Below are 24,584 nucleotides of genomic sequence, written 5' to 3' on the forward strand. Positions count from 1 at the left end.
GCGGAAATCACCCGGAGTGGATTTACGTTATATCCATCAGCAGGCAAAACCGCCGGCTGATCGGGGAGGCCAGTACATGGAGCGAAACATCGCACCGGGTGTATGGGAGGCCGGATCCGGCCTCGTGGCCGAGCCGCCTCACCAATAACAATTCCGGGCTGGCGCCCGGGGCTGGAGTCGATGTGGCTACTTCTGAACAACTGCCCGAGGTCCTGGTTGGACAGGGCGGAAAAGCTACCTCTCGCGCCGAGCGAGCCACCTCTGTGACCGGCGCAGCAACTGATGCTGCGGCCGGTTTTGCTGTCTCCGGAAGGGAAGCCGACATCCACACCTTCGTCATTGACACCTCCGTCCTGCTCTCCGACCCGCGGGCACTCCTGCGGTTCGCCGAACATGAGGTGGTGGTCCCCGTCGTGGTCATCACCGAACTCGAAGCCAAACGGCACGATCCGGAACTGGGTTATTTCGCCCGGAATGCCCTGCGGCTCCTGGACGACCTCCGGGTCAAGCATGGCGGCCTGAACCAGCCCCTTCCCATCGGGGATGAGGGCGGCACCCTCATGGTGGAACTGAACCACATCTCCGCAGAGGTGCTCCCGCTGGGCTTCCGCAGCGGGGACAATGACAGCCGCATCCTCGCCGTCGCCAAGAACCTGGCCAACGAGGGGCGCAACGTCACGGTGGTCTCCAAGGACCTGCCCATGCGCGTCAAAGCCTCCGCCATGGGGCTTACCGCCGACGAGTACCGCAACGAACTGGTCAAGGACTCCGGCTGGACCGGTGTTGCCGAAGTCGAGGCGGACGAACAGGACATCGCCACCCTCTACGGCCACGAACCCGTCTTCATCCCCGCCGCCGCCGAACTGCCCGTCAACACCGGTCTGGTGCTGCTCTCCAACCGTGGTTCCGCACTGGGCCGGGTGGGCGCCGACAAGCAGGTCCGCCTGGTCAAGGGCGACCGTGATGTGTTCGGCCTGCACGGCCGTTCCGCCGAACAGCGGCTGGCCATCGACATGCTGATGGACCCGGGCGTGGGCATCGTATCCATCGGTGGCCGCGCCGGCACCGGCAAGTCGGCACTGGCCCTCTGCGCGGGCCTTGAGGCTGTGCTGGAACGCCGCGAACACCGCAAAGTGATCGTCTTCCGGCCCCTCTTCGCGGTGGGCGGCCAGGAACTCGGCTACCTGCCGGGTTCGGAGTCCGAGAAGATGAACCCCTGGGCACAGGCAGTCTTTGACACCCTGGGCGCCCTGGTCAGCCAGGAAGTAGTGGAAGAGGTCATGGACCGGGGCATGCTCGAGGTCATGCCCCTCACCCACATCCGCGGACGTTCCCTCCACGATGCCTTCGTGATCGTCGACGAGGCCCAGTCCCTCGAAAAGAACGTCCTCCTCACCGTTATGAGCCGCATGGGCCAGAACTCCAAGATTGTGCTCACCCACGACGTCGCCCAGCGTGACAACCTCCGCGTGGGACGTCACGACGGAATCGCCGCCGTCGTTGAAACCCTGAAAGGACACCCGCTCTTCGGCCACATCACCCTGACCCGCTCGGAAAGGTCCCCAATCGCCGCCCTGGTGACGGAACTCCTGGAGGGCTAACGGGGGTGCGTGGGGCACCCTTCCTCTGCGTGCTGGCTCGTTCCTCGCCTTTGACGCACGCTGCCGGAAGGCTGCCCTACGCACAAGCGGGGTTACGGGCCTTCTCGTAGGAGCGCATCGCGGCGCATCGGCAACCGTAGGTCGCCCAGCGACCGAAGGTAGCCCTATGCGCTGTGTCTAAGCGACGGAGAAGGACCGTGGCCCCGCGTACCCAGCCAAGGACGGGCACTCATCGCACATCGAGGAACTTTGCCACCGCCTCGTGGCCTTGGACCTGCAGGGACCACTCGGGGCGTTTGAACGTGTCCGGGGTGAGGCGGACGTGCTGGAGTGTTTCGACCTTGGTGCCCCAGGCTTTGCGGCTGGTGCCGTTCAGTTCGTAGCCCAGGGAACGGGAGACGCCCAGGGAGGCGCTGTTCCACGCGGCGGCCTCCGACTCCGCGACCTCAGCGCCGAGCCAGTCAAAGGCCCACAGGACGACGGCGGCCCGCATCTCCCTGCCCAGTCCCCGGCCCTGAACTGACTTTTTGAGCCAGGAGCCGGTGGTGACAGTCTTCAGCACCGCGAAGTCCTTGGCACCAACGTCCTGGCACCCGATGAACTGCCCTTCATGCCAGATCCCCAGGAGCAGCGTCCAGTGCTCCGGCGTGAACTCCCCGCGGCAGCGCCAGTACCAGCGGGCCATGTTGGGGCCCAGCTCGTCGCCGGGCAGCGCGGTCCACGGCGTGCTGAACGGGTTCCTGGTGGGCTCGTGGATTCCGCTGCGGGCGGCGTCGACAGCCGCCGGGATGTCCTGGTCGGTGATGGGCCGGAGCTCCAGCCGGGGCGTGGTGAGCCTGAGGTCGAACAGGGGCCAGATGGAGCTCATCGTCGTCATCCGCGAAGCCTAGCCGACCGGGACCGGGAGGACCTGTCACGCTCAGGCCGGAATGTCCCAGCTGATGTGCCGGCGGACGTCGGTGAGGTTCATGGACTGGGCCAGGAACAGGTCATCCAGCATGTACTCGTCCACGGCGATGATCCGGATCCAGTGGCCATACCCTTCCGTTTCCGGTTCCAGCGACTGGCTGGACACACAGACGCCGGTGTTCACGTCTACGCGCAGCAGGGACCGGCCGGGCAGGCACAGGGGAGCGGCAGGATCGGCGGGGCGGTAGGCGGCGTTGGGGACCACCACGGCTTCAAGGACTGTCCGGCCCTCGTGGTCGGAATACCCCACCTCCCGGATGTCCAGCGCGTTGCTGCCGGGAAACTCGATGGGCACGGGTGCATTGCCCGCGAGCTCCACGGGGTCCAGCGCCGCCGAGAAGCGGCCGTTGCCGAATCCGGGCTCGCCGTAGGCGGCCTCGGGGCGGCGGCGTACCAGTCCGGCGTCGTCAAAGACGGGGGTTACCAGGTGCGGGGGGAGGAGCCAGGACTTGCGCGTGGCGCTCACATAGAAGACGTCCCGGGAATCGTTGATCCCCGTAGTGCTGTGCAGGACCAGGCGCTCGGGGCTCTCGAGCCGGAGCGCGCCCGGACGGCGCAGCCAGGCGCGGACGAACGGGGCGCCCGGGGCGGGGGCCGACGCAAAGGCCTGGTCCCAGTACCCAAACCGCATTGACTGCCACTTCCAAGGGGAGGAGCGGCAGAGGTTTCGGAACATGGCGGCCAGGTCCGCCGGGGAGGCAGGTGATTCCGGAACCGGGCTGCGCCGGGAGTCCCAGGTCGACATATCCACATTTTACGCGGGGGCGCTACGGCGGGAATGGGTGGATCCAGTAGCATCCGAGGGGTGATCGGACGACTCGGTGAACTTTGGCAGCACACCCCGCTTGCCTTCTGGCTGGTGCTGGCGGCCTGCCTCTACTTTGCGGTGATGGCGGTGCGGCTGACCATCATCGACGTCCGGCACCACCTTTTGCCCAACCGGATCGTCTTTCCGTCCTATGCGGTGGCCGGCGTGCTTTTGCTGGCGGCAGCCGCCGTTGCCTGGGCCAGCCCACTTTCGGCCGCCGGTGACACCACTGGGATCCTGTCGGCCCCTGCCCTCCGCGTGGTGGCCGGAGCCGGGATCCTGTGGCTGTTCTACTTCGTCCTCCGCTTTGTGTACCCGCCGGGCATGGGGTTCGGCGACGTCAAACTCGCAGGAGTGCTGGGCATGTACCTCGGCTATCTCAGCTGGGGACACCTGTTCGCGGGGACCTTCCTGGCCTTCCTGCTGGGCGGCCTGTGGTCCGTAGCCCTTCTTGCAGCCCGGCGGGGGACTTTGAAATCGTCCATCCCGTTCGGGCCGTTCATGCTCGCCGGGGCCGCAGCCGCCATGCTGCTTCCCGCCTGAGCGGCGGGGCGTCCGCTTGGTGATTGGATAGGCTGGCGCTATGCCTGCACCCGAATACGTCCTGAAGCTCCGCAAGAAGATCGGTAACGATCCCATCTGGGTTCCCGGTGTGCGGGGCGTGGTGGTGGATGACGCCGGCCGGATCCTGCTGGCCCAGCGGGCTGACAACGGCCAATGGGCGCTGGTCAGCGGAATGCTGGACCCCGGCGAGCAGCCGGCCCGCGGGCTGATCCGTGAGATCTTCGAGGAAACGGCTGTGGTGGCCGAGGCAGAGCGCGTGGTGTCGGTTGGCGCTGTGGGTCCGGTCACGTATCCCAACGGTGACGTCTGCGAATTCCTGGACGTCGTGTTCCTGTGCCGCTACGTCTCCGGCGAAGCCAGGGTCAATGACGACGAATCCCTGGCTGTCGGCTGGTTTACCCTTGATGACCTTCCCGACCTGATGCCCGGGCACCTCACCAGCATCCGCCAGGCGCTGGCACCCTCCGCAGCCGTCCACTTCGAGCCCTAAAGGCTGCCGCGACGGCGGTCACCGGCCTTGGGAAACCAGCTCGCCGTCGTCGTCCTTCACAACGTCCCCGTTACGTCCGGCTTCCGCGTCCCCGGCAGCGGCGGCGGGAAGCCCGGCGGCGAGCCGCTCTGCCTCCTCGCCGCCCACGGCCTCACCGCGGGCCACCATACCGGCGGTGTCCGACAACGGGATCTGCTTCAGCGTGAGGGCCAGCAGCAGCGCGACGGCGATGAAGGGGAGCAAGTACCAGAACACGGGCGCCAGGGAATCGGCATAGGCGTTCACGATGGCGTCGCGCAGCTGTTCGGTGAGCTGGTTCAGTGCCTGCGGATCCAGGGTCCGCGTGGACTGCCCGGCCTGCTCGGCGGAGGCTCCCGCGCCGGTGAACGCGGTGGTCAGGGCTTCCGACAGCCGGGTGGTGAAGATCGAGCCGAACACGGCCACGCCCATGGCGGCTCCCACTTCGCGGAAGTAGTTGTTGGTGCTGGTGGCGGTGCCGATCTGGTCGGCCGGTACGGAGTTCTGGACCACCAGGACCACGACCTGCATGATCAGGCCCAGACCGGCGCCGAAGACGAACAGCTGCAGGCAGATGACCCAGATGGGGGTGCTGGCGGCAAGGGTGGTCATCCAGAGCATGGCGGCCATGGTGAAGACGGCGCCCAGGATGGGGAACATCTTGTACTTTCCGGTCTTGGAGATCCGGATGCCCGAGTAGATGGAGGTGCCCATGAGGCCGGCCATCATGGGGAGCATGAGGAGGCCGGATTCTGCTGCGGACGTGCCGGAAGACATCTGCAGGAACGTGGGGACGAACGCGATGGCGGAGAACATGCCCAGGCCCAGGGTGAAGCCGATGGCCGTGGCGTTGATGAAGATCCGGTTCCCGAACAGGCTCAGCGGGATGATGGGGTCCTCGGCGCGCCGCTCCACCATGATGAAGGCGGCCGCGGACACGAGCAGGCCCACTCCAAAGGCCCAGGTGAGGGGCGAATCCCAGCCCTCGTCCTTCTTGCCGCCAAAGTCGGTGAAGAAGATCAGGCACGTGGTGGCGGCGGACAGCAGGACAACGCCCAGGACGTCGATCCGCTTTTCCGCCTTCTTGTTGGGCAGGGTCAGGGCGAACCAGGCGATGGCGAAGGCGGCCAGGCCAACCGGGATGTTGATGTAGAAGGCCCATTCCCAGGTGAGGTGGTCCACGAAGAAGCCGCCCAGCAGTGGGCCGGCCACGGCCGAGAGGCCGAAGATGGCACCGAGCGGACCCATGTACTTGCCGCGCTCCTTGGCGGGAACGATGTCGGCGATGATGGCCTGGGAGAGGATCATGAGCCCGCCGCCGCCCAGGCCCTGGATGGCGCGGAAGATGACGAATCCCCAGAAATCGGTGGCCAGGGCGCAGCCCACCGACGCGAGCGTGAAGAGCGCGATGGCCACCAGGAAGAGGTTGCGGCGGCCCAGGATGTCGCCGAACTTGCCGTAGATCGGCATCACGATGGTGGTGGCCAGCAGGTAGGCGGTGGTGATCCAGGCCTGGTGCTCCACGCCGCCAAGCTTGCCCACGATGGTGGGCATGGCCGTGGAGACAATGGTCTGGTCCAGGCTGGACAGCAGCATTCCGGCGATCAGCGCCGAGAAGATGATCCAGATGCGTTTTTGCGTCAACAGCAGGGGCCCTGCCGGCGCCTTGGTGGTGGCGGTACTCATGATTGTCCTTCTGCTGCGGTGGTGTCAGTGGTGTTGAACGGTTGTGAAAACAGGATGCTGGCGGCGGAAATGTTCTCCAGCAGCAGGTCCGGGTAGCTGCGGGTGTTGCCGTCGGAGAAGTAGGCCATGCTGCTCTTGCGGGCGATGGTGCTGAGCAGCACCACGGCCATTTGCACCACAGGGTGGTCCGGGGCCACTCCTTCGCGCCGGGCGACGTCCCTGGCGAACTGGGCTTCCCGCTGCTCCGTCACGCCGATGATCCGCAGGATGAGCTGCGGTTCCTTGCGGACCACCCCGATGAGCTGCCGGGTGTCTTCCTCCGAGGCCGACATGTCTTCGGCCAGGCGCAGGGAGAGTGTCACCAGGTCCCGGAAGAGGGTGGGGGAGATCTGTCCTGCCGGTGATCCGGCTCCGCCGGCAACGAACTCCTCGATGACGTCGGACGGGATGTCGTCGTCCGCGTGGCCGATGATGGCGTCTTCCTTGGTGGGGAAGTAGTTGAAGAAGGTCCGGCGGGAGATGCCCGCGGCCTCGCACACTTCCTCCACGGTATATCCGTTGAGTCCGCGTTCAGCCGTCAGGGTCCGGGCAGCCGAGGTGATGGCGCTGCGGGTGGCCGCGCGCTTGCGCTCACGCAGGCTGTCAGAAGTTGCACTATCAGTCACAAAGTAAATTTTTGCACTAAAACATCTGGAGTGCAAACTTCAGTTGCCGACCTGCAGTTGCCTTAAAGTACGACGGCGGCCGGCGCCTTTCGTGCGAAAGGTGCCGGCCGCCGTCGGACGTTTTGGCCTGTTGGGCCTTGTTTGGCTTGTCAGGCCTTGTGGGCCGGGGCCGTCATGGTGGTGACGTCCAAGGCTTTGTCGAGATCAGCTTCGGAGACCTTGCCGTCGCCCTCGCCGACGAAGCCGAGCTTCTCGGTGGCCTGGCGGATGGTCAGGCCCTCCTTGACGGCGGTCTTGGCGATCTTGGCGGCGTTCTCGTAGCCGATGTACTTGTTCAGCGGGGTGACGATGGACGGGGAAGCCTCGGCCAGGAAGCGGGCGCGCTCCACGTTGGCGGTGATGCCGTCAATCATCTTGTCCGCCATGACGCGGCTGGTGTTGGCCAGCAGGCGGATGGACTCCAGCAGGTTGGCGGCCATGACCGGGATGCCGACGTTAAGTTCGAAGGCGCCGTTGGTGCCGGACCAGGCGATGGCGGTGTCGTTGCCGATGACCTGGGCGGCCACCATGATGGAGGCCTCACAGATGACCGGGTTCACCTTGCCGGGCATGATCGAGGAGCCGGGCTGCAGGTCGGGGATGGCGATTTCGCCCAGGCCGGTGTTGGGGCCCGAACCCATCCAGCGGAGGTCGTTGTTGATCTTCATGAACGAGATGGCGATGTTGCGCAGCTGGCTGGACGCTTCGATCAGGCCGTCGCGGTTGGCCTGGGCCTCAAAGTGGTCGCGTGCTTCGGTCAGCGGCAGGCCGGTGTCCGTGGCGAGCAGCTCGATGACGCGCTCGGGGAAGCCGGCGGGGGTGTTGATGCCGGTGCCCACGGCGGTGCCGCCCAGGGGCACCTCAGCCACGCGGGGGAGCGAGGCGTTGATGCGCTCGATGCCGTAGCGGACCTGCGCCGCGTAGCCGCCGAACTCCTGGCCCAGGGTGACCGGGGTGGCGTCCATGAGGTGGGTGCGCCCGGACTTGACGACGTCCTTGAATTCAATGGCCTTGCGCTCCAGCGACTCTGCCAGGTAGCCCAGGGCGGGAATGAGGTCGTTGATCAGCGCGGACGTGGCGGCAACGTGCACGGACGTGGGGAACACGTCGTTGGAGGACTGCGAGGCGTTGACGTGGTCGTTGGGGTGGACCACCTTGTCGCTGCCTGCGGCCTTCAGCGCACGCGTGGCCAGCTCTGCCAGGACCTCGTTGGTGTTCATGTTCGAGGACGTGCCGGAGCCGGTCTGGAAAACGTCGATGGGGAAGTCGCCGTCGTACTTGCCGGCAGCCACCTCATCGGCAGCGTCTGCAATCGCCTTGGCCAGCTCGCCGTCGAGCACGCCCAGTTCAGCGTTGGCCTGGGCGGCAGCCTTCTTGACCCGTGCCAGCGCCTCGATGTGGGTGCGCTCCAGGGTCTTGCCGGAGATGGGGAAATTCTCTACTGCCCGCTGCGTCTGCGCGCGGTACAGTGCGTTCACGGGGACGCGGACTTCGCCCATCGTGTCATGTTCAATGCGGAACTCTTCAGTGGAAGTCATGGGGCTAGCTTATGGCTCCCGGGCGCCCCATCGAAAACCGTTAAGGGAGCATCGCCGGCGGCCCGCTGGGCCGCCGGCGCAGGGTTCCTAGAGCTCGCCGATTCCGGAAACAAGGTCGGCGCGGCCCTCTGCCAGACGGTACGACAGGCCGATGACCGCGGTCCGGCCCTCCTCGATTGCGGTGGAAATCACACGCGAGCTGTCCGCAAGGCGATGGGACATCTGCTTGACGTTCTCCACCACCATGTCGTTGACCTCGGGCTGGTTGTTCCGCAGGGACGTCAGGACGGAAGGCGTAATGCGTTCCACGAGGTCGCGGATGAAGCCTGCGGGCATTTCACCGGTCTCCACGGCGTCCCGGGTGGCGGTTACGGCGCCGCAGCTGTCGTGCCCAAGGACCACAATCAGCGGCACCCCCAGCACCGCGACGCTGTATTCCAGGGAGCCCAGGACGGCGTCGTCAATCACCTGTCCGGCGGTGCGGACCACGAAGACGTCGCCCAGGCCGACGTCGAAGATAATTTCGGCAGCGAGCCGGGAGTCGGAGCAGCCGAAGATAACGGCGAAGGGATTTTGCGTCTCGACCAGTTCCGAGCGCCGTGAAGCGTTCTGGTTGGGATGGGAGGATTCGCCGTTTACGAAACGTTCGTTGCCTTCGCGCAGGCGGCGCCAGGCCAGTGCAGGGGTCAGGTTAGTAGCCATGCTTACTACGTTAAGGCGCGGCAGTGGCGGAAGGGGAAACTGTGACGGCGGGGTTGGCGTCAAGAGAAGTGACGACGGCGGCCGCGAGGGTTGAGAATTCGTCCAGCTGCGCTGCCCCGGAGAGGACAACGGTGCTGCCGCGGTAGTTCAGGACCATCGACTTTTCGCCCTTGCCGGTGTCCCGCAGTTCCCAATCCCGGCCACCGGCATTCCGTGAGCCGGTAACGGGAGCGTTCTTGGTCTGCTGGAGCAGCCAGGTGGGGTTGGCCTGCGTGGTCTGCACCAAAGCGATGAAGGATGTCTTGGGAGTCATGTAGCCGACCTCCCAGGTAGGCACCCCGCTGCCCGTCCCCGCTTCCCACCGGGCGTAATTTGCCCGGAAGGCGTTGCCGGTGTCCGGTGCCACGGGTGTGAATCCCGCCACATCTGCGGCGTTCCGGGCCACCGACGCCACATCGATGTCCGGGCGGTACCCCTCGCTCTTGGGCTGCGGATTCATGAGGACAACGGGCAGGAACGCCGCGATGCTGAGCACCAGGGCAATGATCATGCCGATCACCGAAGCATTGGCGCGCTTGGCCGCGGCCGCCGGAATGACGGGCTTCACCGGGGTGCCGGCACTGTTGCCCGCGGCGCCGGGGCGGCCATCGGGCTGTGCCGGGCCGGAGCTGGGACTGGTGGCTTCCTGCATGTCATTCACCCCTCTATAGTCGCCCATCCCGGAGCCGGAGTTCCATTCGGGCTGGTCCGCGGGCCCCGGCCGGCGGCCAGGCACATTTCGGGGTTGCGTCACGGGCCACCCCCAGCGCGGCGCCACGACTATGATCGATAACAGAGGAATCACCGTTCTGCTGCACCGGCGGGCGGGTTCAATGATCGCCACTCGAAGAAGAGGTTCACGTGTCACCAGCGTCCATGACCCAGAAGTACTCCACGATTTCGCCGTCCCTTGCGGTGGGCCACGACGAGCCGGACCGCAACCTTGCCCTTGAACTTGTCCGCGTCACCGAAGCCGCGGCCATCGCCGGCGGCCACTGGGTTGGCTTCGGTGACAAGAACACCGCCGACGGCGCCGCCGTCGACGCCATGCGTTCCTTCCTGCAAACCGTCCACTTCAACGGCGTCGTGGTCATCGGCGAGGGCGAGAAGGACGAAGCGCCCATGCTGTTCAACGGTGAGCGCGTTGGCGACGGCACCGGCCCCGAGGTGGACGTCGCCGTCGACCCGATCGACGGAACCCGCCTGACCGCCCTGGGCATCAACAACGCGCTGGCCGTCCTGGCTGTTGCCGAGCGTGGCTCCATGTTCGATCCCTCCGCCGTGTTCTACATGGAAAAGCTCGTCACCGGCCCCGAGGCCGCAGACATGGTGGACCTGCGCCTGCCGGTCAAGCAGAACCTGCACCTGATCGCCAAGGCCAAGGGCGTGAAAGTCAACCAGCTCAACGTCATGATCCTCGACCGCGACCGCCACCGCCCGCTGGTGGAGGAGATCCGCGAAGCCGGTGCCCGCACCAAATTCATCATGGACGGCGACGTCGCCGGCGCCATTGCCGCGGCCCGCTCCGGCACCGGCGTGGACGCGCTCATGGGCATCGGCGGCACCCCTGAGGGCATCGTGGCAGCCTGTGCCATCAAGTCCCTGGGCGGCGTCATCCAGGGCCGCCTGTGGCCCACCAGCGACGAAGAGAAGCAGAAGGCCATCGACGCCGGGCACGATCTCGAACGGGTGCTTTCCACCAACGACCTCGTTTCCAGCGACAACTGCTACTTCGCCGCCACCGGCATCACGGACGGCGACCTGCTCAAGGGCGTGCGCTACTCCAAGGATAAGGTCCTCACCCAGTCCATCGTGATGCGGTCCAAGTCCGGAACCATCCGTTTCGTGGAGGGCGAGCACCAGGCCAGCAAGTGGGAAGGCTACGCCCGCAAGAACTGACCGCCAGGTCCTGCTGACTGCAAAGCCCCCGGTGCGCCACACACGCGCCGGGGGCTTTGGCGTTAAGGCCTTGGTATAGGGTTTAAGCCATGATTCCTGCTGTTGTGCCCTGTACTGACCGCGCCCTCTGGGACGAGCACGTTGACCGGTTCCAGGGGCATCCGCAACAGCTGTGGGGCTGGGGCGAGACCAAGGCCGCCCACGGCTGGGCCGTTGACCGGGTCCTGGTCAAGGCCGGGGACGAAACCATCGGCTGCGCCCAGCTCCTGGTCCGCCGGCTGCCCGTCCCCTTCCGTGCCCTCGTCTACATTCCCCGGGGACCCATGTGCTCAGTGGAGAACGCGCAGGTGGTCCTGAACCGGCTGGCCGAGCACGCCGCCCTCCGCCACCGGGGCGTGGCCCTCAGCATCGAACCGGACTGGGACCGGGATTCCGCATTCACCGGTGCCGTGGCCGCCGCGGGCTTCCGCGAATCGACCAACACCGTCCTCATTCCGCGCACGCTCATCCTGGACCTCAGCCGCTCCGACGACGAGCTGATGGCCGAGATGTCCAAGTCCACGCGGGCAAACATCCGCAAGGCCATGCGCAGCGACGTTGAATTCCGCAAGGTCAAAAACGATTCCGAGCTGGACCAGGTGCTGGCCATCTACCACCAGACAGCCGAGCGGGCAGGCTTCGGCATCCACGAGGACCAGTACTACCGGGACATCTTCCGGAACCTCGGCGACTCCTCGCCCATCATCGCCGCTTTCGATGGCGAGCAGATGCTTGCCTTCACCTGGCTTTCGCGCAGCGGCGCCACCGCCTTCGAGCTCTACGGCGGCGTCTCCGCCGAAGGCCAGAAACAGCGCGTGAACTACGGCGTGAAGTGGGCCGCGCTGCAGGCCATGCGGGAAGACGGTTGCAGCCGCTACGACTTCAACGGCCTCCTGAACGACGGCATTTCCGATTTCAAGAAGCAGTTCGCCAAGCACGAGAACATGCTCATGGGAACGTGGGAAAGGCCGCTGTCGCCGTTCTATCCCGCCTACTCGAAGGCCATGCCGCTCGCCCGCAAGGGCCTCCAGCAGGCGCGCCGGCTGCTGAAAGGCGCCGCCGGGCAGGTCCGCCCGTTGGTCCGGAAACTGCGTCCGGGCAGCTAGCCGCAGGGCTAACCCCGGCAACGCCAAAAAGGGCGGCCGCGGCACTTACGAAAGTGCCGCAGCCGCCCTTTTGCTGTTGCGGGCTGCCGGAAGTGCTAGAGACCAGTGGTCACGGCGAAGGCCAGCGCAGCCCCGGTGCTGCCGGCAACCCGGTGGACGTTGACCGGCGCCTCGGCCGCGGCGATGAACGCGCTGCCGCCCTGTGCGAGTTCCAGGTCGCCCTTGGGGGAGTCGAGGTAGACGGCGCCGGCCACCACAATGACCACTGCCGCGCCTGCCTGCGCCAGCGGGACCGGAGCGGCGTCCTGCCCCAGTTCGATGCGCTGCAGCTGGAACTCCCCGAACGGGGGACGGAACAGTTCCTGGTCCATCACCGTCTTTTCCGCGCCGAGCATCGGAACAGCCACAGGATGGAAATCGATGGTGTTCAGGAGTTCCGGGACGTCCACGAATTTGGGCGTCAGGCCGCCGCGCAGGACGTTGTCGGAGGACGCCATGACCTCCACACCCAGCCCGTGCAGGTAGGCGTGCACGTTTCCGGCGGGAAGGTAGACCGCCTCACCGGGCTTCAGGGAGATCCGGTTCAGCAGCAGTGAGATCAGCACGCCGGGATCGCCGGGATACTTTTCGTTGAGGCTGATGACAGTGCCCAGCTCGGCCTGGTAGGGCTCAAGCGGTGCCCCGGACAGGAGGGCTGCCACCACCAGGGCGGTGTCCTCTGCCACGCCCTGGCCGCCGGCGATCAGCCGTTCAAAGGCCCGGCGCAGTCCTGCGCTTTCATCCGGGGCGGCAAGATCCTCGATCAGGGCCTGGACCAGCTCCGGGGACTGGCCGCCCGCGGGGAAGGCAGCCGCAACGTGCTGCAGGATCTTTCGGGTCTCGGCCGCCGGCCGGAATCCGCACAATGCCTCGAACGGCGTGAGCGCGAAGATCATCTCGGGCTTGTGGTTGTCATCCTTGTAGTTCCGGTTGGGGGCATGGGCATCCAGCCCGGCTGCGTTTTCCCGGGCGAATCCTTCCCGGGCCTGGTCCAGGCTCGGGTGGACCTGGAGGGAGAGCGGCTGCGCGGCCGCAAGGATCTTGGCCAGGAACGGCAGCCGGGGGCCAAAGGCCGCCACGGATTCCGCGCCCAGGAAATGTTCGGGGTCGGAGGAGATCAGGGAATCCAGCGGGCTCCGGGTCCCGTCCTCCGGCAGGTGCGCCACGGACGGCGAGTCAGGGTGCGCGCCGATCCACAGTTCGGCCTCCGGGCGCCCCGACTCGGGACGGCCCAGCAGCGACGCGATCGCCGTCGTCGAACCCCAGGCGTAGTCCCGCAGGACGTTGTCAATCTCGTACAAAACCGTTCCGTTCCTTGATGGGTGGGAGCTGATGGGTGGGCCCTAGAGCGGGGCGCACTGACCGTTGGTGGCTACGAGTTGGCGGATGGCCTCCTCGTTGCCCTCCAGCTTGAGCTGGGTCAGCAGCTCTTCGGTGATCGGCTCGCCGTCGGGTGTGGTGGTCACCGGCGTGAAGTCCGACGGCGAGGGCTGCCGGACAGCGCTGCCCGCGGCGGGCAGGGTGGCGGGGACAGCCCCGGCCGCCTGGACGTGTCCGGCGCCTGCCTGCGGAACTGCCGTGCCGTCGTCGGGAATTCCTGCCGACTGTGCACCCTTGGCGGATGCGGATGCCAGCAGCTGGTCCACCCGTTCGTGGATCTGGTCGAAGTCGGGGTTCGTGGAGAACGACGCATCGAAGTCCGGAGGGCCGATGGTCAGCCGTTTGACGTCCTTGCCCCGCGCCTTGATCGCGAGGTCCAGGAAACTGCCCAGCTGGGCGGAAGAGATGTTTGATTCCACCACCTTGGTTCCCGCGCCGGCGATGTCCTCGAACTTGGACAGCAGGGTGGCGGGGTCAAGCTGTTTCAGCATTGCCTGCTGCACGCACTGCTGGCGCTGGATGCGGGAGTAGTCATCCACGTACTCGCGCGAGCGTCCGTACCAGAGGGCCTGGGCGCCGTTGAGCGTCTGGTCCCCGGCCGGAATCCACCCGAGGGGCATCCCGTGGGTCTTGGTGGCCTCGTCGAAGTAGCCGCTCATGGGAACCCAGCCGCCGGCCTTGATCCGGATGCCTCCCATGGCGTCGATCAGGGTGGAGAACCCCTCCATGTCAACGAGCACGTAAGCCTGGATTTTCATGCCCAGCGTTCCGGAAACGGCTTCCATGGTTGCCTGCGCTCCGGGGTCCGCCACACCGGGATAGAGGTCCGCGTGCTCGTTGGTGACCTCGGTGTTGATGGCGTTGATCAGGCACTCGTCGCCGCAGTCGTAGCCGTCGGGATAGAGGGCCCGCATGGGGGAGTCTTCGCTGAACTGCGCGTTCTGGAAGTTCCTGGGGACGGAAATAATGGCGGTCTGGCCCGTTTGGGCGTCCACGCTCAGGATGGACAGGCTGTCCGGCCGGCGGCCCGTGCGGTCGTCGCCGGCGTCGCCGCCCATCATGAGGAAGTTGTAGCGCCCGTCCACCGGTTCGATGGCGGGACCGGACGAAAAGATGTTGCCGATGGCGTTGCGGCCTACGTTCAGCAGGTAGGCGGCATACCCCATGGAGCCACTGCCCAGGACCAGGGCCACCACCAGGGCTATGCCGACGGCGGGTCGGGCCCGCGGTGCCAGCAGGACAGGGCGGATGAGGCGCAGGGTATTCAGGAACAGGAGGGCCCAGCCGAGGGCCAGCGCCGACATCACCACCACCAGCAGCAGCGAGGTGACCGGGTTGGTGGCGATGCTGATGACCAGGCTCCGGTTGACCAGCAAGAGAACCATTGCCAGCAGCAGGAGTGCCCACACGCAGAGCGTTACCCGCAGGGCTGTCCGTCCCAGCTTCCTGTCGCCCGCCACGAGTTGGGCGCTGCCCGGTACCAGGAGGGTCAGCAGGACCAGGACGAAGGCACGCTTGGTCCTGACTGCGGGAGAAGCGCTGACCGGATAGCGGACCGGGTCCGTCAGTGACGGACCGGAGCCGGTATTGAGAACGCTGCTGCTGGCCATGCCCGGCGCCCTAACGGCTGCCCCGAAGGGCGCTGGGGCCGCCGGGGAAGACTTCGCTGACTTTCTGCCGCAGGTTCGCGCCCTTGCGGGTGGCGACGGCGTTCAGGTCCGCGGCGAAGTCGAGGAGATCGGAGCGCAGGGACGCGGCAAGTTCATCGGTGCCGGACGCCAGCATCCGCACGGCCAGGAGCCCTGCGTTGCGGGCACCGGCGATGGAGACCGTGGCCACCGGCACGCCTGCCGGCATCTGGACGATGGAGAGCAGGGAGTCCATCCCGTCGAGGGTCTTCAGGGGAACGGGAACCCCGATCACCGGCAGGGGCGTGACGCTGGCAAGCATGCCCGGCAGGTGGGCCGCGCCGCCGGCACCGGCGATGATGACGCGCAGCCCGCGCTCGTGCGCGGTTTGGCCGTACCGGATCATCTCGGTGGGCATCCGGTGGGCGGAGACGACGTCCGCTTCAAAGGGGATGCCGAATTCGGCCAGGGCGTCCGCCGCAGCCTCCATGACCGGCCAGTCAGAGTCGGAGCCCATGACCAGGCCCACCAGGGGGCCAGCGGCGGAACCGGCGGCGGGGGTGGCTTCGGCGCTCATGCGTTCTCCTCGAAAATTGCGGAAGGTTCTTCGGTGGTAACCCGCCCGTCGCGGATGATGCCCGCCACGGCCGTGGCCCGGCGGCGGACGGAGTCCACTTCCGTCGTCGAACTGCCCATCAGGTTGACGTGGCCGATCTTGCGCCCGGGCCGCACCGACTTGCCGTAGCAGTGCACCTTGGCAGCGGGTTCGGTGGCCAGCGCCATGGGGTAGGCGGAGTACAGATCCTGGTTGTCTCCGCCCAGGAAGTTCTTCATCACGGTTACGGGTGCCAGCGCGTCGGTGGCACCCAACGGCAGGTTCAGGACTGCGCGGAGGTGCTGTTCGAACTGGCTGGTGATGGAACCGTCCTGGGTCCAGTGGCCGGTGTTGTGTGGGCGCATGGCCAGTTCGTTGATCAGGAAGCCGGCCCCCGTGCCCGGGGTTTCGAACAGTTCCACGGCAAGGACGCCGGTGACGTCAAGCTCGGCGGCGATGCGCAATGCTGCGTCCTCAGCTGCGGCAGCAACCTCCAGCGGGATGTCCAGCGCGGGTGCGATCACCTCGTCGCAGACGCCGTCCACCTGGATGGTGTGGACCACGGGCCAGGCGCGGGCCTCGCCATCGGGGGTGCGGGCCACGAGGGCGGAGAGTTCGCGGGTGAACTCGACCTTCGCCTCGGCCAGCAGGGGACTCATGGCGGCAAACCAGTCGGCGGCTTCCGCGGCCTCTTCCGCTGAGGCGACGATCCGCACACCCTTGCCGTCGTAGCCGCCGCGGGGGGTTTTCAGCACTACGGGCCAGCCTGTTTCGTCGCCGAAGCGGACCAGCGCGTCAACGTCCGCCACGGACGCCCACGCGGGATTGGGCAGTTCCAGCCGGTCGATGGCGGCCCGCATGACCAGCTTGTCCTGGGCATGGACCAGGGCATCCGGTCCGGGCTGGACGTTGACTCCGGCATCCTGCAGGGCGCGGAGGTGGTCCGTCGGCACGTGCTCGTGGTCGAACGTCATGACATCCAGGCCTTCTGCGAAGTCCAGGAGTGTCTGCAGGTCCTTGTAATCGCCCACCGGTGTGGCGGGGACGGCCGACACTGCCGAAACGTCCTCGCCTTCGGCGAGGACACGCAGTTCAAAGCCGAGTGCTGTAGCGGCAGGGGCCATCATTCGCGCGAGCTGGCCGCCGCCAACCACGCCTATCACTGGAAAAGTCACATCTGCCAGCCTACCGAAGACGGGCCCGATCCCGCTTTTACGTCCCGGCGGGTGAACGGTATTTTCCACGGGCAGGACATAGGTCACCTGCTTCTGCGGGGCGGCTCAAAGCTTTGGGGGCTAAAATGGACCTTTGGCCGAGTGGCCCACAGTTCGTCGCGGCCATGGAGGGTCATGTTTAGTGCACTTGCAGATCGTATCCGGGGGCTCGCCTCACTCTTCTGGCGCGAGGTGGCCAAGTTCGGTGCGGTGGGCGGTGTGGCGTTCGTCATTGACAACGGCCTGACCTATTACCTGATGCACGGCCCCATGTCGGACAGCGAGGCGAAGGCGCGATTCGTGGGCGCGACCGTTGCCACGGTCTTCTCGTGGGTGGCAAACCGCTTCTGGACCTTCCGGCACCGCCGGCAGGCCAACGTGCTCCGCGAGTTCATCATGTTCGTCATCATCAACGGCATTGGCATCGGCATCTCCACCGGATTTACGGCACTGGCCAAGTACTGGATGGGAATCGACGACAAGAACCTGCTGTTCCTGGCGGGCGTGGCCGGCATCCTGGTGGCCACGGTTGTCCGCTTCTTCGCGTACCGGTTCCTGGTCTTCAACCAGGAACTGGACCAGGAGCCGGAATTCTCCCACGACCACGAAATCATCGAAGCCCACCCGCACCGCGAGCCCGCACGCGCGGCGGAGCGTCCGGCGCCCACTTCCGCCGACGGCGGCCCGCAGGCCTAGCGTTCAGCACTGCTAGCTGCCGTGGATGCGTTCGTCCGCGCGCAGTTTGTCAGTGAGGGCCACCTCGGGATGGGTCAGCACCACCGACCCGTCCCGCAGCCAGGCACCCAGCGCACTGGACAACGCTGATTCGAGTCCCCGGTCTGCGGGGATATGAACCCTGGCGCCCTCCTCATGCTGCAGGGCAAAACCGGTCAACAAGTCCCGGTGGGGGATGGCATTCCCGTCGGCGGTCCGGAGGGCGCAGCCTGCCGGATCCGGATCGGTGTGCGGCATGAACACGTCCCCGTGGGAACGCACTTCGGCCGCGTAGTCGATCCAACCCGCGGGAAGACCGCCGGCCCACCGCATGGCGAGGGCGGGGAGCGCCACGGCGATGACAGCGTCATGCTGCCCGGTGGCCGCAGCGGGATCGTCTGTGGCGAGGAAGTCGGCCGGGCCGCCGTCGAATACTGTTTCCAGGCCAAGCTGCCAGCCGGCCAGCGCCCACACCATGGCTTTCCAGTGCGCCGGAAGGGCAAGCCGCAGCCGCATGCCCGGCTCCGCATCCAGTTCGTCCTGCAGCAGGTTGCTGGTCTTTGCCACCCAGTTGTCCAGGACCCGTCCGGACAATTCCACCCGCTCCGAGTCTGGGCCGTACCACGTGAGGCGTGGGGCCGTGGAGTTGCCCGAGCGAAGGGTGCCCATCAGGTCGATTGCGGGGGTTGTCGTCATGGGTTCATCCTGCCACTCCGGTTTGCCCCGGTCATCCGGCGGCAGCTGCCTTTTCTTCGCACGCAGCCATAAGTGATGTTAATCACCATGGTTGCTAAGCGTGCTTGCTATTTCCGCGAAGACCGGGTATTTTCCCCGCCAGCCTTGTGTTTTTGAGGGGTTTTGGGCCCTGGAGGCCGGGCTGCCGTCCACGCCACGCCGGGGCCGGGAAAAATCCCGGGCGTGGCGTGCGCAAGCTTCTGAAGCGGGACTGTCTATTATCCCGGCAACGGCTTGACTAGCCCTAGTTACACACGTGTAATTAGGTAACTAAAGCAATTGCGTAAATACCGGCACACAACCGAGTGTCCACGTATCCAGGCAGTGGCTGAAACATCAGGAGGGTCGCCGTGGGGCAAGCAGAGCGTATCCAGGAAGATGCCGTCGTGGCCGGTCAGGCAACGGCAAAGTACCGTGCGCGGGGGGTGCCCAGCGATTGGTACGTGGATCCCGCCGATCCTGATGCTGCGGAGCGGTACAACAGGAATTCCACCAGCGTCCTCGAAGACCAGGCTACGGCGTTCCTTGCAGCGCATGAAGCCCTCCTGGACGGCGGCGCGGAGCCGGAAGACGACCTCGATCCGCCCATGGAAATTGCTGCCGCCGGGACGGCCCAGCCGGTCTGGATCGGGCTGCCGCTCCAACAGGACTTCGACGACGAAGGCGAACTGGGCTGGCAGACGGACGCTCTGTGCGCACAGACGGATCCGGAAGCCTTCTTCCCCGAAAAGGGCGGCTCCACCCGCGATGCCAAGAAGGTTTGCGGCGCCTGCAACGTGAGGTCCCAGTGCCTTGAGTACGCGTTGGCCAATGACGAACGGTTCGGTATCTGGGGAGGCCTTTCCGAGCGTGAGCGCCGGCGGCTAAGGAAGCGAGCAATCTAATTCTTCAGGATGTCCATGTCACTGCCGTTGTGGTTGCCCACAACGGCAGTGCCTATCTGCCCAGAACCCTTTCAGCCCTGGCGGCCCAAACCCGCCCGGCTGACCGTGCCGTTGGCGTCGACGCCGGCTCCGGCGACGATTCCTGCAGCCTCCTCAGAGAGGCCCTGGGCGACGCCGCCGTTGTCAGCCAACCCCGGGGCAAAGGCGGCATGGGTGCCGCCGTCTCCGCCGCGCTTTCAGCGCTGGTGCCCTTCGACGGAAACGCTGACGGTGGCCGCACGGAGTGGATCTGGCTGCTGCACGACGACGCCGCGCCCGCGCCCGAAGCCCTCGCGGAACTTCTGGGCGCCGTGGAGCGCGCACCCTCGGTGACTGTTGCCGGCTGCAAGCAACTGGACTGGCATTCCCCGCGGAAACTCATGGACGTGGGCCTTTCCACCAGCAGGTGGGCCGAGCGGCTTACCCTCATCGACGCCGATGAGATGGACCAGGGCCAGTACGACGGACGCACCGACACCTTCGCCGTGAATTCCGCCGGCATGCTGGTCCGCCGCGACGTCTGGGAACACCTGGGCGGTTTCGATCCCGCCCTCCCGGGCAGCGGCGACGACGTCGACTTCTGCTGGCGGAACCGCCTGGCAGGACACCGCGTGGTGGTGGTGCCTGCCGCAAGAATGTTCCATGTGGCGCACCGGCCGCACGCCCTGGGCAACCCGTCCGCAGCCCGCAAGGCGCAGGTCCACCTGCGCCTGAAGCACAGTCCGCTGTGGATGGTTCCCATCCATGGCCTCGGCGCATTGCTCGGCAGCCTCTTCAAGCTGGTCCTGAGCATCGTGGTCAAAGACCCCGGCCACGGCATCTCCCAGCTTCTTGCCACGTCCGCCGCCCTGGGCCGGCCCAGGGCCGTGGCCAAGGCCCGGCGGGCAGCCAAACGTACGCGGCGCATCCGCCGCTCCGTCATCCGCAAACTCCAGACTCCGCGCCGTGAGGTGTGGAGCCACCGCCGGTCCTTGATGGAGGCGCTGGGATCCGACGGGTCGGGCGCCGACCACCTCGTGCAGGATCCGCTCGCGCACCAGCCCACCGGCGACGCCGCGGACGACTTCGCCGCCCTCGCCACCAGCAAGCGCGGCTGGGTGGGCAACGGTGCCCTGGCCGCCGTCATCATCGCATCAGTGGCCTCGCTGCTGGCGCTGGCAGGACTGTTCCGGGCCCGGGCTGTCACCGGCGGCGCCCTGATCCCCGTGTCTGCGGGGCTGGGGGACATCTGGCACAACGCCAACAGCTGGTGGATCAGCCTGGGTGCGGGCCTTCCCGGCCGCGGCGATCCCTTCGACTATGTCCTGTGGGTCATCGGCCTCGCCGGCGGAGGCGATGCCAACGCCGCCATGGCCTGGCTGCTTCTGCTCGGTGCCCCGCTGTCCGGACTCACCGCGTGGTTCGCCGCGGGCGGGGTGACCGAACGCCGCCGGCTCCGTTTCGCGGCCGCGATCTTCTGGGCCGCCGCACCGGCGCTCCAGGCCGCGCTGAACCAGGGCCGGGCAGGGGCGTTGATCGCGCACATCATGCTGCCGCTGGTGGTCCTGGGCCTGCTGCGCGCTACGGGATCGGCCATTGGACACGGACGGTTCAGCGCCACCGCGGCGTCCATCTATCCGGCTGGCGAGCAACTCCCGGCCAAGGCGGGCATCAACGGAGTGCCGTCGTGGACAGCGGCCGCAGCTGCCGGCCTGGCGCTGGCGGTCACCACCGCGTCGGCCCCCTCCCTGCTCATCCCCGCTACCGTGGTCATTGTGCTGTGCGGCCTCCTGCTGGGACGGCGCGGACGGACAGTGTGGTGGGCGCTGCTGCCCAGCGCAGCCCTGGTTGTCCCCTTTGCACTGTCCACACTCGACAGGCCGCGTGCACTCCTGGCCGACCCGGGACTCCCACTGGGATTCGACGCCGCTCCGCTGTGGCAGCAGATCCTGGGCCAGCCCCTGTCATTCGACCCCGCCGGCGGCCTCCAGGGACTGGCGGTCTTCACGGGCGGGACCGTGCCCTGGGCCCTGCTGCTGGCCGTGCTCATTGCAGGGCCGGTGGTGCTCCTTGCCATTGTGGGACTCTTCAGCGCCGGACGCCGCGCCCGGACAGCCAGATGGTTCTGGACCGGCTCCATCGTCGCCCTGGCCGGTGGATGGCTGGCAGGCCACGTTGCCACAGGGCTGAGCGCTGATGTCATGGTGACGCCATTCCCCGGACCCTCAGTGTCCGCCGCATCCTTTGCCCTCCTGGCTGCCGCCCTCCTCGGTGCCGAACAACTGCTGTCCGCGGCCGACCGGGCCTCCGGCGATGGTGCGAAGACCGCGACGGCGGCCCGCACCGTCCTGGCACTCGGCCTGGTGGTACTGCTGGCCGGGCCGCTGGCAGGCATGGCCGCCTGGTCCGCGCAGAACCTGCTGCGTCCGGCCACCACTGCCGCACCCGCAGCCCAGGCAGGCCCACCCGCTCCATCCGCGGCGGTGTCCGGGAACGGGGGAGCGCTGGGTGCTGCGCGACTGGTGGAGGCCGCGACCGGACGCTCCCTTCCCGCCACCGCCATCGACCGCGGAACCGGTCCGGAACAGACGCGCACCCTCCTGCTCAGCACCGGAGACGACGGCACCTTCAGCGCATCGCTGATGCGCGGGTCCGGCACCACGCTGGACAGCCTCTCCGCCATCGCCTCAGCCCGAAACATCGTCGGTGCCCCCGGTGCTGAAAAAGTGCGCGACGACGACGATGTCACCGCAGCCGTCCGACGCGTTGTCGCCACCATGGTTGCGGGGCAGGGCGTGGATCCCCGTTCCGACCTCGAACAGCTCGGTGTTGGCTTCGTGGTGCTCCGCTCCGCGGATACCGCAGCCCAGTTGACCGCAAGCCGGATGGACGCAGTCCCCGGCCTGGTGGCCGTGGGGCAGACCGACGTCGGCTGGCTGTGGCGGATCAGCCCGCTGAACCAGCGGAACCTCCAGGCTGCCGACGTGGCCCACCGTGTCCGTATTGTTGACGCCGGCGGTTCGGCCACAGCGCTGGTCGCTTCCGGCACCGACGACGTCGATGCAGCTGTCCCCGCGGGCCCCGAAGGCCGCCTGGCAGTGCTTGCCGAGCGGGCGGATCCCGGGTGGAGCGCCTGGCTCGACGGGCGCAAGCTGACCTCCACCACCTCCGGCTGGGCGCAGGCCTTCACCCTTCCCGCAACCGCCGGCCAGTTGACGGTCCGCTACGAGAACCCGTGGTCGTTCTGGGCTGCTGCCGGCCAAATCGTGGTGATAGGGCTCACCGTCATCCTCGCAATCCCCATGCCCGCCCGGCGGCCGCGGACCGGCCTCTCACGGGACGAGGGCTCCCTGCGTAAGGAACACCAACATGCATGAGCACACCCCACCGGCTGCCAAGGCGGGGGCAGGCGCCGGCGCACCGGATGCTGCCGAACCGTCGCTGCCCGCTGAACAGCCGGCACCGGCAGGGAAACCCGCTTCCGCCGTTGAGCCTGCCGTAGCGGAAACCGGAGCCGGGCAGGGCCGGAAACCGTCCGGCCGCGGCTCCACGCGCATGCCGGGCGGGAAGGGCCGTGCCGCTTCCGTCGCCGGAGTGGCGGCAGGCGTCCTGATTCTTGCCGGCGGCGGAGCTGTAGTGGCCGCCGGATCGCTGATGCCGGAGCCCGCCTCCAGCCGGACGGTACCGGCGGCCGAAGCCGCTGTTCCCGCGGGGGCCAGCCTCGGCGTGTGCCCGGGCCCTGCACGGCTGCTGGAGGGCACCGAGGCCGGCACCGATGCCCAGTTCCGGCCCGAGTCGGCCACTGCGGCAACCCGGGTCAGTGCGGCAGTGCTCAGCGCCGGAGGTGTGTTGCCGGGGAGCCGGCTGGCGCACCTGGATGGGACAGCCGCCGTCGACATCGCCAAGGACCCGGGTCCGGCGCCCACCCCCGGAGCCCCCCAGGAGCTCCGTGCCGCAGTGGTGGCGGACCGCACCGTGGACCAGGTGAACGTCCTGAGCGCCAACGCCGTGGCAAACCAGAATGCGTCCGCCGCGGGCGCCATGAAATACACGGCCACCGACGGCGACCTGCAGGGCAGTGCTGCGGCTACCTGCGTGCAACCCTCGAACGACCAATGGCTGGCGGGTGCCAGCACCACGGTTGGCCGCACCTCCATCCTCGCGCTGACCAATGCCTCCAGCACACCAGCCACGGTGAGCCTTGAACTGTTCGGTTCGGGCGGCCAAATCCAGGCGCCCGGCAGCCGGGGCCTGCTGGTGGCACCCGGCACCACACGCAGCGTAGTCCTCGCCGGCCTCGCACCCAACGAGTCCCAGCTCAGCGTGCACGTCCGCAGCGCCGGTGGACCGGTTGCAGCCTCCATCCAGCAAAGCTTCCTGCGCGGCCTTACCCCGGGCGGGGTGGACTACATCAGCCCCGGGACTGCCCCCGCGGTCCGCCAGGTGATGACAGGAGTGGACATCCAGGACCCCGCCGGACTCGCTGCCCTGACGGCACAGCCCGGCTACCGTGACGCCGGGCCGGCCCTCGAACTGACCGTTCCCGGCGCCTCCGATGCTGTGGTGGAAATCAAGCTGTACGGACGGGACGGCCAGCACGCGCTTCCCTCCGGCGGGGTCATCACCGCAAAAGCCGGTTCAACCACCGAGGTGTCGCTGGCCGGGGTTCCCGCCGGGCAGTACACGGTAGCCGCCTCATCCGACGTCTCCTTCCTCGCCGGCGCACGGATGAGCCGCGGGCTCCAGGCGGGACAAGCCTCGGATGTGGCGTGGGCGGCATCGGCAGTGCGGCTCGGCAGCCAGCACGTGGTTCCCGTCCCCAAGGGCGGCCAGCGCCAGCTGGTGTTCGGGGTCCTGGATACCAGGGCCACCATTACCTATGCCCCCATCACGGCTGACGGAAAGGTGCGTGCCGCGGCCTCGGCCGACATAGCGGGCGGCACCACGGCCTCCATCAGCATTCCTGCCCAGGCCGAGGGCGCGGACGTCGTTGGCTATGTGGTCTCTGCCTCCGGTGACGCCGCCTATGGAGCGGTGCTCGTGGGGCAGGATGGCCGCAACGATGTTTCCTCCCTGGCCTTCCTGGCTGCTGCTGCCGGCCAGGAAACGGTGCCGGTCACACTGGGTTACTAAGGCGGCCCCGGCTCCTAAGGCCGGGGCAGAGGTCCGGCTACTAAGGCCGGGGCAGAGGTCCGGGTTCTGCGTGGGGCCGGT

The 24,584-nt window shown here is 67.3% G+C and carries 21 protein-coding genes; 9 read left to right on the forward strand and 12 right to left on the reverse strand.

What is annotated here, in order from left to right; genetic code table 11:
- Positions 1 to 182 precede the first annotated feature (182 nt).
- On the forward strand, positions 183 to 1,601 hold the full coding sequence (locus MRBLMD1_RS14855; RefSeq protein WP_159632534.1) for a PhoH family protein: 1,419 nt from the start codon (positions 183 to 185) through the stop codon (positions 1,599 to 1,601).
- Positions 1,602 to 1,830: 229 nt separating this feature from the next.
- On the opposite strand, the gene MRBLMD1_RS14860 is transcribed toward MRBLMD1_RS14855, so the two are convergent.
- Positions 1,831 to 2,478: a GNAT family N-acetyltransferase gene (locus tag MRBLMD1_RS14860; protein ID WP_364400978.1), complete on the reverse strand. Its 648-nt coding sequence runs from the start codon at positions 2,476 to 2,478 to the stop codon at positions 1,831 to 1,833.
- Positions 2,479 to 2,520: 42 nt separating this feature from the next.
- Positions 2,521 to 3,315 carry a hypothetical protein gene (locus MRBLMD1_RS14865; protein ID WP_364400981.1) on the reverse strand — a complete coding sequence of 265 codons (795 nt, stop codon included), beginning with the start codon at positions 3,313 to 3,315 and terminating at the stop codon, positions 2,521 to 2,523.
- Between the two features lie 60 nt (positions 3,316 to 3,375).
- Between MRBLMD1_RS14865 and MRBLMD1_RS14870 the strand changes: the two genes are divergently transcribed.
- A complete protein-coding gene (locus tag MRBLMD1_RS14870) occupies positions 3,376 to 3,921 on the forward strand; it encodes a prepilin peptidase (protein WP_224025452.1) in 546 nt (181 codons plus the stop codon).
- Between the two features lie 40 nt (positions 3,922 to 3,961).
- A complete protein-coding gene (locus MRBLMD1_RS14875; RefSeq protein ID WP_159632530.1) occupies positions 3,962 to 4,432 on the forward strand; it encodes an NUDIX hydrolase in 471 nt (156 codons plus the stop codon).
- A gap of 18 nt (positions 4,433 to 4,450) precedes the next feature.
- Here MRBLMD1_RS14875 and MRBLMD1_RS14880 read toward each other — a convergent pair whose 3' ends face one another.
- From MRBLMD1_RS14880 to MRBLMD1_RS14900, 5 genes are all read right to left on the reverse strand, one after another.
- Complete coding sequence (locus MRBLMD1_RS14880; RefSeq protein WP_364400985.1) at positions 4,451 to 6,136, reverse strand: MDR family MFS transporter; 1,686 nt, start codon at positions 6,134 to 6,136, stop codon at positions 4,451 to 4,453.
- A complete protein-coding gene (locus tag MRBLMD1_RS14885; protein ID WP_364400988.1) occupies positions 6,133 to 6,801 on the reverse strand; it encodes a TetR/AcrR family transcriptional regulator in 669 nt (222 codons plus the stop codon). The genes MRBLMD1_RS14880 and MRBLMD1_RS14885 overlap by 4 nt, the downstream gene beginning before the upstream one ends.
- 149 nt (positions 6,802 to 6,950) lie before the next feature.
- Entirely contained in the window at positions 6,951 to 8,378 is a 1,428-nt protein-coding gene (locus MRBLMD1_RS14890) for a class II fumarate hydratase (RefSeq protein ID WP_364400991.1), read from the reverse strand.
- Between the two features lie 87 nt (positions 8,379 to 8,465).
- On the reverse strand, positions 8,466 to 9,080 hold the full coding sequence (locus MRBLMD1_RS14895; protein ID WP_159632526.1) for a carbonic anhydrase: 615 nt from the start codon (positions 9,078 to 9,080) through the stop codon (positions 8,466 to 8,468).
- Between the two features lie 10 nt (positions 9,081 to 9,090).
- The gene (locus MRBLMD1_RS14900) at positions 9,091 to 9,771 is read right to left on the reverse strand and encodes a DUF4245 domain-containing protein (protein WP_364401457.1); all 681 of its coding nucleotides are present in this window, start codon (positions 9,769 to 9,771) and stop codon (positions 9,091 to 9,093) included.
- Positions 9,772 to 9,995: 224 nt separating this feature from the next.
- On the opposite strand from MRBLMD1_RS14900, the gene glpX reads away from it, so the two are divergent.
- On the forward strand, positions 9,996 to 11,018 hold the full coding sequence (gene glpX, locus MRBLMD1_RS14905; RefSeq protein ID WP_200830737.1) for a class II fructose-bisphosphatase: 1,023 nt from the start codon (positions 9,996 to 9,998) through the stop codon (positions 11,016 to 11,018).
- Between the two features lie 89 nt (positions 11,019 to 11,107).
- Positions 11,108 to 12,163, forward strand: a complete 1,056-nt coding sequence (locus MRBLMD1_RS14910) for a lipid II:glycine glycyltransferase FemX (protein ID WP_364400994.1) — start codon at positions 11,108 to 11,110, stop codon at positions 12,161 to 12,163.
- A gap of 95 nt (positions 12,164 to 12,258) precedes the next feature.
- Here MRBLMD1_RS14910 and manA read toward each other — a convergent pair whose 3' ends face one another.
- The 4 genes from manA to MRBLMD1_RS14930 are packed head-to-tail and all read right to left on the reverse strand — an operon-like array spanning position 12,259 to position 16,980.
- On the reverse strand, positions 12,259 to 13,503 hold the full coding sequence (manA, locus tag MRBLMD1_RS14915) for a mannose-6-phosphate isomerase, class I (RefSeq protein WP_159632523.1): 1,245 nt from the start codon (positions 13,501 to 13,503) through the stop codon (positions 12,259 to 12,261).
- A 42-nt stretch (positions 13,504 to 13,545) separates the two neighbouring features.
- Positions 13,546 to 15,192 carry an LCP family protein gene (locus MRBLMD1_RS14920; RefSeq protein WP_364400997.1) on the reverse strand — a complete coding sequence of 549 codons (1,647 nt, stop codon included), beginning with the start codon at positions 15,190 to 15,192 and terminating at the stop codon, positions 13,546 to 13,548.
- Positions 15,193 to 15,202: 10 nt separating this feature from the next.
- Positions 15,203 to 15,787: a 5-(carboxyamino)imidazole ribonucleotide mutase gene (purE, locus tag MRBLMD1_RS14925; protein WP_364401000.1), complete on the reverse strand. Its 585-nt coding sequence runs from the start codon at positions 15,785 to 15,787 to the stop codon at positions 15,203 to 15,205.
- Positions 15,784 to 16,980 (reverse strand): 5-(carboxyamino)imidazole ribonucleotide synthase, encoded by a 1,197-nt coding sequence (locus MRBLMD1_RS14930; protein WP_224025459.1) that lies wholly within the window; start codon positions 16,978 to 16,980, stop codon positions 15,784 to 15,786. The genes purE and MRBLMD1_RS14930 overlap by 4 nt, the downstream gene beginning before the upstream one ends.
- A gap of 174 nt (positions 16,981 to 17,154) precedes the next feature.
- On the opposite strand from MRBLMD1_RS14930, the gene MRBLMD1_RS14935 reads away from it, so the two are divergent.
- Positions 17,155 to 17,715, forward strand: a complete 561-nt coding sequence (locus MRBLMD1_RS14935) for a GtrA family protein (protein WP_159632519.1) — start codon at positions 17,155 to 17,157, stop codon at positions 17,713 to 17,715.
- A 12-nt stretch (positions 17,716 to 17,727) separates the two neighbouring features.
- Here the strand turns inward: MRBLMD1_RS14935 and MRBLMD1_RS14940 are convergent, their stop codons facing one another.
- Positions 17,728 to 18,429, reverse strand: a complete 702-nt coding sequence (locus tag MRBLMD1_RS14940) for a TIGR03089 family protein (RefSeq protein ID WP_159632518.1) — start codon at positions 18,427 to 18,429, stop codon at positions 17,728 to 17,730.
- Between the two features lie 389 nt (positions 18,430 to 18,818).
- Here MRBLMD1_RS14940 and MRBLMD1_RS14945 point away from each other — a divergent pair, with 389 nt between their 5' ends.
- Genes MRBLMD1_RS14945 through MRBLMD1_RS14955 form a run of 3 tightly spaced genes read left to right on the forward strand, consistent with a single transcriptional unit; the run spans position 18,819 to position 24,503 of the window.
- A complete protein-coding gene (locus MRBLMD1_RS14945) occupies positions 18,819 to 19,352 on the forward strand; it encodes a WhiB family transcriptional regulator (RefSeq protein WP_159632517.1) in 534 nt (177 codons plus the stop codon).
- A gap of 29 nt (positions 19,353 to 19,381) precedes the next feature.
- Complete coding sequence (locus MRBLMD1_RS14950) at positions 19,382 to 22,747, forward strand: glycosyltransferase family 2 protein (RefSeq protein WP_159632516.1); 3,366 nt, start codon at positions 19,382 to 19,384, stop codon at positions 22,745 to 22,747.
- Positions 22,740 to 24,503, forward strand: coding sequence for a DUF5719 family protein (locus MRBLMD1_RS14955; protein WP_159632515.1), 1,764 nt, complete (start codon positions 22,740 to 22,742; stop codon positions 24,501 to 24,503). Before MRBLMD1_RS14950 ends, MRBLMD1_RS14955 begins: the two co-directional genes overlap by 8 nt.
- Positions 24,504 to 24,584: the final 81 nt, after the last annotated feature.

It is taken from the genome of Pseudarthrobacter sp. LMD1-1-1.1, assembly GCF_040676255.1.
GTDB lineage: Bacteria > Actinomycetota > Actinomycetes > Actinomycetales > Micrococcaceae > Arthrobacter.

Coding starts and splice junctions, on each gene's coding strand:
- MRBLMD1_RS14860 (WP_364400978.1), bottom strand. CDS start 2,478: ATGACGACGATGAGCTCCATCTGGCCCCTGTTCGACCTCAGGCTCACC.
- MRBLMD1_RS14865 (WP_364400981.1), bottom strand. CDS start 3,315: ATGTCGACCTGGGACTCCCGGCGCAGCCCGGTTCCGGAATCACCTGCC.
- MRBLMD1_RS14875 (WP_159632530.1), top strand. CDS start 3,962: ATGCCTGCACCCGAATACGTCCTGAAGCTCCGCAAGAAGATCGGTAAC.
- MRBLMD1_RS14880 (WP_364400985.1), bottom strand. CDS start 6,136: ATGAGTACCGCCACCACCAAGGCGCCGGCAGGGCCCCTGCTGTTGACG.
- MRBLMD1_RS14890 (WP_364400991.1), bottom strand. CDS start 8,378: ATGACTTCCACTGAAGAGTTCCGCATTGAACATGACACGATGGGCGAA.
- MRBLMD1_RS14895 (WP_159632526.1), bottom strand. CDS start 9,080: ATGGCTACTAACCTGACCCCTGCACTGGCCTGGCGCCGCCTGCGCGAA.
- MRBLMD1_RS14900 (WP_364401457.1), bottom strand. CDS start 9,771: ATGCAGGAAGCCACCAGTCCCAGCTCCGGCCCGGCACAGCCCGATGGC.
- glpX (WP_200830737.1), top strand. CDS start 9,996: ATGACCCAGAAGTACTCCACGATTTCGCCGTCCCTTGCGGTGGGCCAC.
- MRBLMD1_RS14910 (WP_364400994.1), top strand. CDS start 11,108: ATGATTCCTGCTGTTGTGCCCTGTACTGACCGCGCCCTCTGGGACGAG.
- MRBLMD1_RS14920 (WP_364400997.1), bottom strand. CDS start 15,192: ATGGCCAGCAGCAGCGTTCTCAATACCGGCTCCGGTCCGTCACTGACG.
- purE (WP_364401000.1), bottom strand. CDS start 15,787: ATGAGCGCCGAAGCCACCCCCGCCGCCGGTTCCGCCGCTGGCCCCCTG.
- MRBLMD1_RS14935 (WP_159632519.1), top strand. CDS start 17,155: ATGTTTAGTGCACTTGCAGATCGTATCCGGGGGCTCGCCTCACTCTTC.
- MRBLMD1_RS14940 (WP_159632518.1), bottom strand. CDS start 18,429: ATGACGACAACCCCCGCAATCGACCTGATGGGCACCCTTCGCTCGGGC.
- MRBLMD1_RS14955 (WP_159632515.1), top strand. CDS start 22,740: ATGCATGAGCACACCCCACCGGCTGCCAAGGCGGGGGCAGGCGCCGGC.